This window comes from Bradyrhizobium sp. ORS 86 (assembly GCF_045571475.1).
Taxonomy (GTDB): Bacteria; Pseudomonadota; Alphaproteobacteria; order Rhizobiales; family Xanthobacteraceae; genus Bradyrhizobium.
This window is the reverse complement of the sequence record NZ_CP120699.1, coordinates 5089457-5101254: the sequence shown is the minus strand read 5'-3', so window position 1 is coordinate 5101254 and position 11798 is coordinate 5089457. Positions and strand designations below refer to the sequence as shown.

The following is an 11798-nucleotide window of genomic DNA, read 5'->3' as shown; positions in this document are numbered from 1 at the left end:
TGATCCTAGTAGCTGCGCGGCAAGCCCATGACGTGCTCGCCGATGTAGTTGAGGATCATCTCCCTGTTCAGCGGCGCGGTCTTGAGCAGGCGCACGAACGGATAGAGATCGAAGATTCCGTATTCCTTGGTGAAGCCGTTGCCGCCGTGACACTGGATTGCGGTGTCGACGGCCTTGATGCCGGCATCGGCCGCCGCGAGCTTGGCCATATTGGCGAACTCGCCGGCTTCGCGTCCCTGGTCGAAGATCCACGCCGCCTTCAGCGTCATCAGCGAGGCGAGCTCGATATCAGTGCGCGCGCTCGCCAAAGGATGTTGCAGGCCCTGATAGGCACCGATCGGCACATTGTTGAAGACCTTGCGTTCGCGGCTATAGGCGACCGCGCGGTTCAGCGCATAGCGGCCGAGGCCGCAGCAGATGGAGCCGACCAGGATGCGCTCCGGGTTGAGGCTCTTGAACAGGATGCCAAAGCCCCTATCGATCTCGCCGACGACATCGTCCGGGCCGAGCTCGACCTCGTCGAAGAACAATTGCCACTGCGTCTCGGGAGCGGGGATGCTGACCGGAATGTACTGCTTCTGCACACCCTTGGCCTTCAGGTCGACGATGAAGAGCGTGAAGCCTTCCGTCTTGCGCTGCACCTCGGTATGCGGCGTGGTGCGCGCCACCACCAGCGCGAAATCCGAACCGTCGGCATCGGTGATGAAGGTCTTCTGACCGCTCAGCGCGAAGCGATCGCCGCGCCGCTTTGCGATCGTTGCGGTACGGATGGTGTTGGTGCCCGCATCAGGCTCGGTGATGGCGAAGCAGAAGCGGGTGTTGCCCCGGCACGCATCAGGCAGATAGCGCCTCTTCTGGGTTTCGGTGCCGTGTTTGGCGATGAAGCCGAGGCTCATCGCGGCACCGACGACAAGGTTCAACAGCGGGATGCCGTTGTTGGAAAGACCTTCGAGGAACAGATGCATCTCGACCATGCCCTGACCGGCCCCGCCATAGTCTTCGGGCACCATGGTCCCGACAAAGCCGTCTTCAGCGACCTGCCGATACAGGGCCTCCGGAAACACGCGCTTGTCGGCGCAGTCCATCCAGTATTTGCGATCGAATCTCCGGGCGATGGTGTCGCCATATTCGAGGATCTGCCGCTGCTCCTGCGTGAGATCGAAATCCATGCGTCCTCCCTAGACGGCACGTCGATAGGCTGATCGGCACGACCATTCTTAGGCGGGAGCGCCGTCGAGTTCAACGGCTAAATCTAACGTTTGTTAGAAAACGCGCGCTTGCCGATCAGGCCTTGCGGAACCGCGGCAAGGTCACCTCGTCCGTGATCTTTTCGAAGGCGAGCATAACTGGCATGTCGAAGGTGACGTCGTCCGGCGGGCCGCCGGTATAGGTGCTGATCATTCGGGGGCCTTCCTCCAGCTCGACCAGCAAGACGGCGTAGGGCACGTCGGCCTTGAACGCCGGTCCCGGCGCGCGGTGAACGACGCTGAAGGAGTGTACCTTGCCGCGCCCGCTGGCGGGACGATGCTCGAGCTCCTCGTGTCCGCAGGCCCGGCACGTCGCCTGCTGATAATACTGGACATGTCCGCAGGCCAAGCAGTGCTGGAGGAGCAATTGGCCGTCGCGCAGGCCGCGCCAGAAGGCGGCCGTATCGGCGTCCGGGGTCGGCAGCGGCTTGCGCGCGGCGTCTTCGGCTGAGATCACAGCGTGTCCTCCGTTCCGAGCACCGTGGTGGCGTTGGTGGCAAATCCGGCGCCAAGGCTGTGGACCAGGCCAAGCTTTGCGTCCGCGACCTGACGCGGACCGCAATCGCCCCGCAACTGCGCAACGACTTCGTGGAAGTGAAACAACGATCCAGGGATGCCGGAATGGGCGAACGAGAGCAGACCGCCATGGGTGTTGGATGGGATTTTGCCGCCGTAGGTCATCTGGCCGTCGGCGACGAAGCGTCCGCCTTCGCCCTTCGGGCAGAAGCCAAGGTCTTCCAGCATCATGATGACGGTGCCAGTGAAGCAGTCGTAGACGCCGGCGACGTGCATGTCGTCCGGGCCATAGCCTGCCATCTTATAGGCGCGCCGGCTGGATTCGACCGCACCCGTGACGGTCAGCGACGGCATCAGAAAGATGTGCTCATGCGTGTAGCACTCGCCGCCGCCGAGGATATAGACGGGCTTTTTGACGCCAAGTGCCTTGGCGCGTTCGGCCGAGGTCAGGATGAACGCGGCGCCGCCGTCCGAGATCAACGAGCAATCGAGCTTGTGATACGGCGTCGTCACCATGCCGGAGTTGAGGACGTCGTCGACCGTGATCGGTGCGGTCTGCTGCGCGCCCGGGGTGCGCGAGGCGTGGTGGCGCTGGGTGACCGCGACCTTGGCGAGCTGTTCGGGCGTGGTGCCGAATTCCTTCATGTGCCTGTGCGCCGTCATGGCGAAGGTGTTGGCGACGGGAATGCCGAACGGCATCTCGTATTGCTGGTCGCGGCTTTCCGTCAGCGAGCGCAGCGCAAGGTCCGGCGTGAGCCCGGTCATCAGGCTGTCCGCGGCCACCACGAGCACGACCTCCGCCAGTCCGCCGCAGATCGCCGCAGCGCCGATGTTGAACATCGTGGCGGCTGTCGCGCCCGAAACCTGGAGATTGTTGGAAAAGGTCGGCTGGATGCCGAAATACTCGCTGAACGCCACACTGAAGCGATGGAAGGGCGAAGCCATGGCGTGGCTCGACAGCACGCCGTCGATTTGGCTTTTGTCGATGCCGGCGTCGGCGACCGCCTTCCTTGCCGCATCGGCCGCGAGCCACAGCGGACTGCGGCCGGGAACCTTGCCGACCGGCGACTGCCCGATCCCGATAATGGCGACCTTGCCGCGGAGATTGTCGCGGCTCATGGCGCGACCTTGCTGATGCGGCTTTCGAGCTCGTGGCGTTGCACCTTGCCGCTGGTCGAGCGCGGGAAATCGGCAAAATCGATGAAGTGAAACTGCCGGGGGCGCTTGTAGCCGGCCAGGTCACGCCGGCAGAGCGCGACGAGCTCGGCCTCCGTCAGGCTATCGTCCCGGCATGCGACGAATGCGACGGGCACCTCGCCCCATTTGGCATCGCGCGCCCGCACCACGGCAACTTCAGTGATGCGCTTGTCGGTCAACAGGACGCGCTCGATCTCGGCGGGGTAGACGTTCTCGCCGCCCGACTTGATCATGTATTTGGCGCGGTCGACGAAATCGAGCATGCCGTCGTCGTTGCGGCGGAATACGTCGCCCATGTGGAACCAGCCGCCGCGGAAATCGCGCGCATTGACTTCATCCGCTTGCCAGTAACCCGAGAACACTGTGCCGCCGCGAATGGCAAGCTCGCCGGGGCTGCCGAGCGGCACCTCGTTGTCGTCGGGATCGACCAGCTTGACCTCGCAGAAGGCGTTCTGGCGCTTCGACAGCCGGGTCGGCGCGACGCCGATCGGGATCAGATCGCGGGAGGCGGGCGGCAGGCCGGTCTCGGTCGAACCAAAACTGTTGAGATACGGCGCCTTGATCAACTCGGTCGCAGCCGCGATCGCATGCGGCGGGACAAGGTCGGCCATTGCACCACAGACGCGCACGCCCTTGGCGATCGTCCGCTCCGCACGCATGCCTTCGACCAGCGCCTCCACCATGCCCGGGATCAGCACGAGCCAACCGATGCGATGTGAACTGATCGCGTTCAGCAGCGGCTCGGTCTGGAAGCCGTCGATGATCACGACCGTTCCGCCGCGCAGCAGCGTTGCGAGGCCGTGGTCGGTGGAGGCCATGTGGAACAGCGGCGCCCAGGAAACGAAGCTCTCGGATGTCGTGATCCCGAGTTCGGACGTGAAGACCAGGGCGCGCATGATCATCGCACGATGCGAGATCACCGCTCCCTTGGGCAGGCCGGTGGTCCCGCTGGTGTAGAGGATGACGAGACCGTCCTCGGGCCGCGCCGTCACGGGCACGCCGCGACCGTCCTGCTGCGCGAGAAGGCGATCATATTGCGTGCCCAGCTCGATCTGCGGACAGGAGGGGCCGGATCCCAGCGAAGCAGCCAGGTCGGGCTCGACGATCAGCAATTTGGGCGAGACTAGCTCGACGCAGTAGGCGAGCTCGCGCGGCGACAGGCGCCAGTTCAGGCATGCGGTGATGACGCCGAGATGGGCGGCGGCGAGCTCGATCTCGAAATATTCCGGGCGGTTGCGGGAGAGCAGGGCAACCCGATCGCCGCGCCGTAACCCGTGTGCCGCCAGCATGGCGCTGGCGCGCCGGACGCGGTCGAGCAGTTCGCCGTAGTTAATGCGCCGATCGCGGTATTCGATGGCGATCGATGCTCCATTCAGCGCAGCGCACGCACTGAACAGCGCGCCGACGGTTGCAATCGAGCCCGCCTGAGCGGGAAGGCTATCCTGGCCGGTCATCATGTTTCCTCAAAGGACGCGCTGTCTTTGTCGACAATCTTGGTCCAAACTCCGAGCTTGCGACGCCCGTCGATCGGTCTTAAATTCTAACATCTGTTAGAAAGAATTGATAGGCCGAACGCGCCTCGCGCGGTGAGGGAACCACGAGGAAATGCCGATGTCGAATCGTTACAAAGCCTACACCCGCCTCAAGATCGATTATCCCGCCGATCGGATCCTGCGGCTGACCTTCGACCGGCCCGAGACCTATAACTCGGTCGATGCCGAGACCCACACCCAGCTCACCAACATCTGGCGCGACATCAACGACGATCCCGGCATCAACGCTGTCATCGTCACGGGTGCGGGTAAGGCGTTCTCGGCCGGCGGCGACTTCGAGCTGATCAAGAGCCTGCTCGACAATCCGGTCGCGCGGATGGCGACCTGGCGCGAAGCGAAGGATCTCGTCTACAACGTCATCAACTGCAACAAGCCGATTATTTCGGCGATCAACGGCGTCGCGGTCGGCGCTGGTCTCGTGGTCGGCATTCTCGCCGACGTGTCGATTTGCGGAAAATCGGCTCGGATCGTCGATGGTCACACCCGGCTGGGCGTGGCGGCCGGCGACGTCGCCTGCATCATCTGGCCGCTGCTGTGCGGCCTCGCCAAGGCCAAATATTATCTTTTGACTTGCAAGCCGTTGTCGGGAGAGGAGGCCGAACGCATCGGGCTGGTGTCGCTCTGCGTCGAGGACGCCGAGCTGCAGAAGATTGCGCTCGAAACCGCGCTGGATCTGGCGAGCGGCGCGCAGAGCGCGATCCGCTGGACCAAATACGCGCTCAACAACTGGCTTCGTGTCAACGGCCCATTGTTCGATACCTCGACCGCGCTCGAAATCCTCGGCTTCAGCGGCGCGGAAGCGCGGGAAGGGCTGGCCTCGCATCTCGAGAAGCGCAAGCCGTCGTTCCCGCCGGACTGCCCGATCTGACGTCTATCCGGTCGCCAGCCGCTCGCGGATATGTGCGATCGCCTCGGGATTGGCGAGTGCCGACAGGTCGCCGGGATCCTTGTTCTCGAACATGGCGCGCAGCACCCGGCGCATGATCTTCATGTTGCGGGTGCGCGGCAGATCGTCGACCAGGATGATCTTTTCGGGGCGATAGGATGCGCCCATGCCGCGCACCAGCGCGGCCGACAGCTCTTCGGCTAATCCATTTGTGCTGCCAATCGTCGGCATCGGCACGCAGGCGCAGACGATGGCCGAGCCCTTGACGGAGTGCGGAATACCGAACACCGCCGCCTCCGCGAGTTTGCCAGTCCCGATCAGGATGCCTTCGAGCTCCGCAGGACCGGTGCGCTTGCCTGAGATCTTGATGGTGTCGTCGGACCGGCCGAGGATGTAATAGAGGCCATCATGGCCGCGCATGGCGAAGTCGCCATGCACCCAGAGGCCCGGAATCGTGCTCCAATAGCTTTCGATGTAGCGCGCGTCGGCCTTCCACAGGCTCTTGGTCAGTCCGATCGAGGCGTGGCGGAGCACCAGTTCGCCGACTTCGCCGTCAGCCACGCGCTTTCCCGAGATGTCGACGATGTCGGCGCCCATGCCGAGCGCCGGCCGCGAAAATGAGCACGGGTTCATCGGATGATTGGTCGTGCCGGTGAAAATGCAGCCGCCGATCTCGGTGCCTCCGGAAATATTGATGATCGGAATGGCCTTCTTGCAGACGTGCTCGAAGAACCAAATCCACGGCGTTTCTGTCCACGCCTCGCCGCCCGAGGCCGTGATCCGCAGGCTGGAGAGATCATATGTGTCGACCTCGTCGCCGTAGCGCATCAGGCTGCGCACAATCGTGGGCGATACGCCGAGATAAGTCACCCGGTGATCAGCGATCAGGCGCCAGAAGCGCCCGGTGTCGGGATAGTCGGGCGTACCCTCCGCGATCAGCAGGCTGCCGCCGGCAAAGCTCGGAATGCAGGCGCACATCGCGCCGACCATCCATCCCATATCGCTGAGGAAGAAAAAACGGTCGGATGCCTTGAAGTCTCCGCAGATGATGATGTCGCGCATCACCATCGTGCCGATGAATCCGATATGGGTCCACACGCAGCCCTTCGGCTCGCCCGTGGTGCCCGAGGTATAGAGCAGGATCGCGGGATCCTCGGCCTGCATCTCTACAGTTGCGATATCGCCCTCGGCCGCAGGCACGATCTCGTGCCACCAGAGATCGCGGCCGGGCTGCATCGGTGTTTCGATATTCAGCCCCTGGTGTTCGACCACGATCACGTGGCGGACGCTGGAAACGCCTTGCAGCGCATCATCAAGCACCGATTTGAGCGGAGCGGCGGCGCCCCTGCGCCAGGTCCCGCTCGCAGATATCACCGCCCTGGCTTCGCCGTGGTTCAAGCGCGCCTGGATCGGGCTCGGGCCGAAGCCGGAGAACAGCGGCATCACGATCGCGCCGATCTTAAGGATGGCGAAGAACGCGATGAAGGTCTCCGGCAGGTTGGGCATATAGATCGCCACCACGTCGCCGCGGCCGAAGCCGAGCTCGCGCAGCGCGCTTGCCAGACGGTCGACCTCGGCTGCAAATGCCGCGTAGGTCAGGGTCCGTTGCTCGTTACTGTCTTCGCCTTCCCACACCAGGAACGTCTGATCCCAGACCGGCGTGTCACGGTGCTTGTCGAGGCAGTTCAACACAATATTGGTGGTGCCGCCGACGCACCAGCGCGCCCAGGGCTGGCCGCGCGACACGTCGAGCATCTCATCGTATTGTTGGTAGAGCCTGATATTACAGAACCGGAACACCTCCGCCATCAGCCACGCCGGGTCCCTGTCCGCCTTGGCCGCCAAGGCGTCGTAGTCCGGTTGTCCGGTCGCGCGCAGGAAGGCGGTGAGGTTGCTTTGTTCCACCAGTTCCGGCGGTGGCGTCCAGAGATATGGCATCGTCGACAACGTGTCCGTTGTGTTTGACCGGCGTCGATGTATTCTAACAGATGTTAGAAAAGACGGAAGCGAACAATGTCCGACCAGGAACCCGTGCGCTACGACATCACCGAAGGCATCGCGACCGTGACGATCAATCGGCCGGAGCGCAAGAACGCGCTATCAGTCGAAGCGATGAATGGCCTGACCGAGGCTTGGGCACGCGCGGAGGCCGATGCCGCGGTGCGCGCGATCATCTTGACCTCCGCCGATTGCGGCGTGTTCTGCGCCGGCCTCGACCTCAAGCAGGCGGCTGAGATCAGGGCACGGGACGGTGTCGACATCCTGACGCTGATGCGGGACCCCATGCAGACCGCGATGCGCAAGGTGACGAAGCCGATCATCGCGGCCATGACGGGATCGTTGATGGCCGGGGGCATGATGCTTGCGCTCAAATCCGATCTTCGGGTCGGCTTGAGCGGCAGCCGTGCCGGGATCACCGAGGTCAAGATGGGACGGGGAACGCCGTGGTCGGTGCCGATGCTCTGGATGCTGCCGCAACCATTGATGATGGAGCTGGTGCTCACCGGCGAGACGATGCCGATCGAGCGCCTGGCCGCGCATGGCTTTCTCAACTATCTCGAACCGACGCCGGATGCGGTGCGCGACCGCGCCTTGCAATTGGCGCGCGCGATCGCCGAGGGCGCGCCGCTGTCTGTGAAGGCCGCCAAGGCAACCGTGCTGGCGGCGATGGATCTCGGCTACGAACGAGGCGCCATCGAAGGCGATCGCCTGCATGTCGAGGTTTACGCGAGCCAGGATGCGATCGAGGGGCCGCGGGCATTCGCCGAGAAGCGGAAGCCGAACTGGCAGGGGCGCTAGGGTAGGATCCGAAGGGCGAGGGCGCGGCTCCCCCGGACGCAGGCCGCTATTTTTTGATGCCGTCGAACACCATCATCTGGGTTCGCCGCGCAAGCTTGAGGACATCGTCCTTGCTGTTCAGCCTGAACCACTCGACGGTCCAGTTCAGCGCGCCGATCACGAAGATGCGCAGTGGCACGATCTCGATATCGGCGCGGATCTCGCCGGCCTTGCGTGCATCGAGAAACAGCTTGTCCCAGTAGCGCGCGTAAGCGCGCCGCAGCGGCCGATGAGGTTTCTTCAGATGCTCCGGCAACTGGCCGTAGATTCGGATATTGGCTGATGTGAAGTCGCTGGATTCCAACAGCGCAACAAGGTGGGCTTCGATCGCCAGTTCGATGCGCTTGCGGTGCGACGCCCGAGCAGCGCCGTTCACCGCAACCTTCACCGACTCGAAGACGTGGCGCAGGCCACGATCGAGCACTTCGTCCAGGATGGCTTCCTTGGAACCGAAATAATAATAGATGCTGCCGGCCTCGATCCGGGCGGCGGCCGCGATCTGGCGGAGCGTCGTCGCAGAGAAGCCCTGTTCGTGAAACAGCCTGGCCGCCGATTGCAGAATCAGGTTGCGGGATTTCTCAGACTTCGTCGGAAGAGGCTTCGAGGCAAGGGGCTTCGAGACAAGACCTGGGGCCTGCTTTGCGGCATCGGTCTTCAGCGCACGCGACCTCGAAGGCGCGTTGCCCTTTGACGCGTTGCGCTGGCGGCTGCTGGACTCCAATAGAAACCGCCGTCTCTTCCACGTTGGCGATGTGATCCAGTCGATTATTGGCGATGTTTGTTGATTGGGTCAACCGCGGCGTTCCCGTGCCGGGACAGCGAGCGAATCGCTCGCTGTCCCAAGGGAGCAGGTCGAGGCGGTTACGCGATCGTCTTCAGATACAGGCTGGGGTCGAAATATTTGCTTGCCGGAGTGAAATCCTTGACGCCCGCATTGGCCATGAAGAAGTCGGTCGACTGCTGCAGCCAGTTCGTGACGGTGCCGTCCGAATAGAGGCGCTTCCAGTCCCGCGACGTAAACATCTTCTGGGCCTTGAAGGACTCGTTGATGTCGCTGAGCGGGGTCTGGCTGTAATGGCCCTTCTGCAGCTTCTCCATGGCTTCGGTGCTGTTCGCGACGATGTAGTCGTTGGCGTCGGCCCAACCTCGGATCAGCTTGGCGAGAGTCTCCTTGTTCGGCTCGTAATAGTCATTGGCCGCGGCCCAGCCGCCGATGATGGCAGCCTGGGGGTAATAGGCCGAAGCGTCGGCAAGCTTGACGGCGCCCGGCACCTTGTCGCGAACCGTCACGTTGAACGGGACCCAGAGCGCGACGGCCGGCACCGCGCCCGAGACGAAGGCCGTCACGGCCGCCGGCATGGTCTGGTTCACGAGCTCGACGTCCTTCGGGTCGATCTTGTTGGCGCGCAGCGCTTTGTCGAGGAAGACATGAGCGGTGGTGCCGGTCGCGGTCGCGATGCGCTTGCCCTTGAGGTCGGCAAAGGATTTGATCCCTTGATCGGAGCGCACCCACAATTGGGCGGTCGCGACCTCGATGTCGTTGATCAGGAACACCTTGCCCTGTCCTCGGGCCGGGAAGTTCGAGAGCACGGCGCCGGTTGCGAGAACGTCGAGGCTGCCGCCGATCAGCGCCTGGAAGATTTCGAGCCCGGTGTTGAATTGGCGCAGCTCCAGATCGAGGCCTTGCTTCTCGAAACTGCCCCGGTCCATGCCGGTCCAGATCTGGCCATCGACCGCGACTGTGTGCAGATAGCCGACGCGAAGCTTAGTGCGGGCCTGCGCGATCGCGGGTGCCGCCGCCGTGAATGTGCCGAGGGCAAATGCGGCGGTGGTGGTCAGGAATTGTCGGCGATCCATGGTGTTCCTCCTCAATGTCCTTAACTATTCCGAGAACGATACCGGGCGCATCTGCGCCTGCTGCGCGCGATACTCGTCCATCACGAGTTGCCTGATGTAGCTACGGAGCTCGCCGAACTCGGGACGCTCCTGGATCGACTCGTCGCGCGGGTAGGGGAAGGGCACCTCGATGATCTCCTTGATCTTCGCCGGCCGCGCGGTCACGACGACGATGCGCGAAGCCAGGTAAATCGCCTCCTCGACGGAGTGGGTGATCAACATGACGGTCTTGCCTTCGGCGGCAAGCACCTTAAGCAGCAGATTCTGCATGTTGGCGCGGGTTTGGGCATCGAGCGCGCCGAACGGCTCATCCATCAGGAGGAACTGAGGCTTGACCGCGTAGGCGCGGGCGATGGCGAGGCGCTGGCGCATGCCGCCCGAGAGATGCTTCGGGTAGGAGTTGGCGAAATCGGCCAGGCCCATCAGGCTGAGGTAATGGTCGCAGATCGCGTCGCGCTCCGCATCCGGAACGCGGTTGGCCTTGAGCTTCAGCCCGAAGGCGATGTTCTGCTTCACAGTCAACCATGGGAAGACGCCATACTCCTGAAAGATGACGCCACGCTCGGGACCGGGACCGGTCACCGGGGCGCCGTCAAACAGGACCTTTCCGGTCGTCGGCTTCTGGAAGCCCGCAAGCATGCTCATCATCGTGGTCTTGCCGCATCCGGACGGGCCGATCACGGCAATGAAGTCGCCGTCGTTGATGTCGTACGAGACATCCTCGACGACATTGAGCCGGCCTTTGGGCGTCTCGAAGGCAAGCGAGACGTGATCGAACTGCGCGCGCTTCTTCATGATATCGCCCGTTCCTGCCAGACCAAAAGGCGGGCGCTGATCTTGCGCAGGATCAGGTCCATGATGAGGGCGATGATGCCGATGCAGATGATGCCGACATAGATGACGTCGAGCAGGAAGTAGGTCGATGCGTTCTGGATCATGGCGCCAAGTCCGCGCTGGGCGGCGATCAGCTCAGAAGCGACCAGGGTCGCCCAGGCGACGCCGAGCGCCACGCGCAGCGCGGTCAGAATGTGCGGCACCGTGAGGGGAATGATGACCTTGCGGAAGATTTCGAATTCGTTGGCGCCGAGCGTCTTCGCGACCCTGATGTAGAGCGGCGTGATCTGCGAGACGCCCTCATACATGACGATCACGCCGGAGAAGAACGCGGCGTAGAACAGGATGACAAGTTTGGCGAGTTCGTCCACCCCGAAATAGACGATCACGAGCGGGATCAGCGCGATCGGCGGCAGCGCGCGGAAGAAGTTGATCATGGGATCGGCGAAGGTGCGTGCCGGACGATACCAGCCGAGCAGGAAGCCGACTGGAACGGCGGCCAGGATTCCGAGGATCACGCCGAGCAGCACGCGACGCGAGGACACGTAGATGTCGAGCAGCAGATTCTCGCGCGTCAGAAGTTCATAGAACTTGGCTGCGACCTGATGCGGCGCCGGGATCAGCGAAGCGTTGACGAACCCGCTCCACCGGACGCCGTACCACAGCAGGATGGCGCCGACCCAAGGCGCGAGTCCGAGCAACAGGCGTCTCACGACCTGTCCATTCATTCAGCGCTTCCCACCGTACAATTCTGGTTGATGTCGGCGAACTCATATTATAAATAGGATGACCATACAAGAGTATTCTCGCCGCGCACGATGCGCGGGTTTC

Annotated in this window: 11 protein-coding genes; 2 read left to right on the top strand and 9 right to left on the bottom strand. The window is 63.1% G+C overall.

All coding sequences use genetic code 11. From position 1 onward, the window contains the following. Window positions 1-5 precede the first annotated feature (5 nt). The 4 genes from P6U25_RS23770 to P6U25_RS23755 all read right to left on the bottom strand — a co-directional run bounded on the left by P6U25_RS23770 (window position 6) and on the right by P6U25_RS23755 (window position 4414). On the bottom strand, window positions 6-1169 hold the full coding sequence (locus P6U25_RS23770; RefSeq protein ID WP_407147197.1) for an acyl-CoA dehydrogenase family protein: 1164 nt from the start codon (window positions 1167-1169) through the stop codon (window positions 6-8). A 115-nt stretch (window positions 1170-1284) separates the two neighbouring features. Beyond that, window positions 1285-1704, bottom strand: coding sequence for a Zn-ribbon domain-containing OB-fold protein (locus P6U25_RS23765; protein ID WP_407147196.1), 420 nt, complete (start codon window positions 1702-1704; stop codon window positions 1285-1287). Beyond that, the gene (locus P6U25_RS23760; protein ID WP_407147195.1) at window positions 1701-2882 is read right to left on the bottom strand and encodes a thiolase C-terminal domain-containing protein; all 1182 of its coding nucleotides are present in this window, start codon (window positions 2880-2882) and stop codon (window positions 1701-1703) included. The genes P6U25_RS23765 and P6U25_RS23760 overlap by 4 nt, the downstream gene beginning before the upstream one ends. Next, a complete protein-coding gene (locus P6U25_RS23755) occupies window positions 2879-4414 on the bottom strand; it encodes a class I adenylate-forming enzyme family protein (protein WP_407147194.1) in 1536 nt (511 codons plus the stop codon). Before P6U25_RS23755 ends, P6U25_RS23760 begins: the two co-directional genes overlap by 4 nt. A gap of 157 nt (window positions 4415-4571) precedes the next feature. On the opposite strand from P6U25_RS23755, the gene P6U25_RS23750 reads away from it, so the two are divergent. Continuing rightward, the gene (locus tag P6U25_RS23750; RefSeq protein ID WP_407147193.1) at window positions 4572-5381 is read left to right on the top strand and encodes an enoyl-CoA hydratase/isomerase family protein; all 810 of its coding nucleotides are present in this window, start codon (window positions 4572-4574) and stop codon (window positions 5379-5381) included. Between the two features lie 3 nt (window positions 5382-5384). Here P6U25_RS23750 and P6U25_RS23745 read toward each other — a convergent pair whose 3' ends face one another. Next, complete coding sequence (locus P6U25_RS23745) at window positions 5385-7337, bottom strand: AMP-binding protein (RefSeq protein WP_407147192.1); 1953 nt, start codon at window positions 7335-7337, stop codon at window positions 5385-5387. 75 nt (window positions 7338-7412) lie between these two features. Here P6U25_RS23745 and P6U25_RS23740 point away from each other — a divergent pair, with 75 nt between their 5' ends. Continuing rightward, complete coding sequence (locus tag P6U25_RS23740) at window positions 7413-8198, top strand: enoyl-CoA hydratase/isomerase family protein (protein WP_407147191.1); 786 nt, start codon at window positions 7413-7415, stop codon at window positions 8196-8198. Between the two features lie 46 nt (window positions 8199-8244). On the opposite strand, the gene P6U25_RS23735 is transcribed toward P6U25_RS23740, so the two are convergent. From P6U25_RS23735 to P6U25_RS23720, 4 genes are all read right to left on the bottom strand, one after another. Continuing rightward, on the bottom strand, window positions 8245-8958 hold the full coding sequence (locus P6U25_RS23735) for a TetR/AcrR family transcriptional regulator (protein WP_407147190.1): 714 nt from the start codon (window positions 8956-8958) through the stop codon (window positions 8245-8247). 140 nt (window positions 8959-9098) lie between these two features. Further along, window positions 9099-10094, bottom strand: coding sequence for an ABC transporter substrate-binding protein (locus P6U25_RS23730; RefSeq protein ID WP_407147189.1), 996 nt, complete (start codon window positions 10092-10094; stop codon window positions 9099-9101). 24 nt (window positions 10095-10118) lie between these two features. Beyond that, complete coding sequence (locus tag P6U25_RS23725; protein ID WP_407147188.1) at window positions 10119-10928, bottom strand: ABC transporter ATP-binding protein; 810 nt, start codon at window positions 10926-10928, stop codon at window positions 10119-10121. Beyond that, window positions 10925-11695 (bottom strand): ABC transporter permease, encoded by a 771-nt coding sequence (locus P6U25_RS23720; RefSeq protein WP_407147187.1) that lies wholly within the window; start codon window positions 11693-11695, stop codon window positions 10925-10927. Before P6U25_RS23720 ends, P6U25_RS23725 begins: the two co-directional genes overlap by 4 nt. Window positions 11696-11798 lie beyond the last annotated feature (103 nt).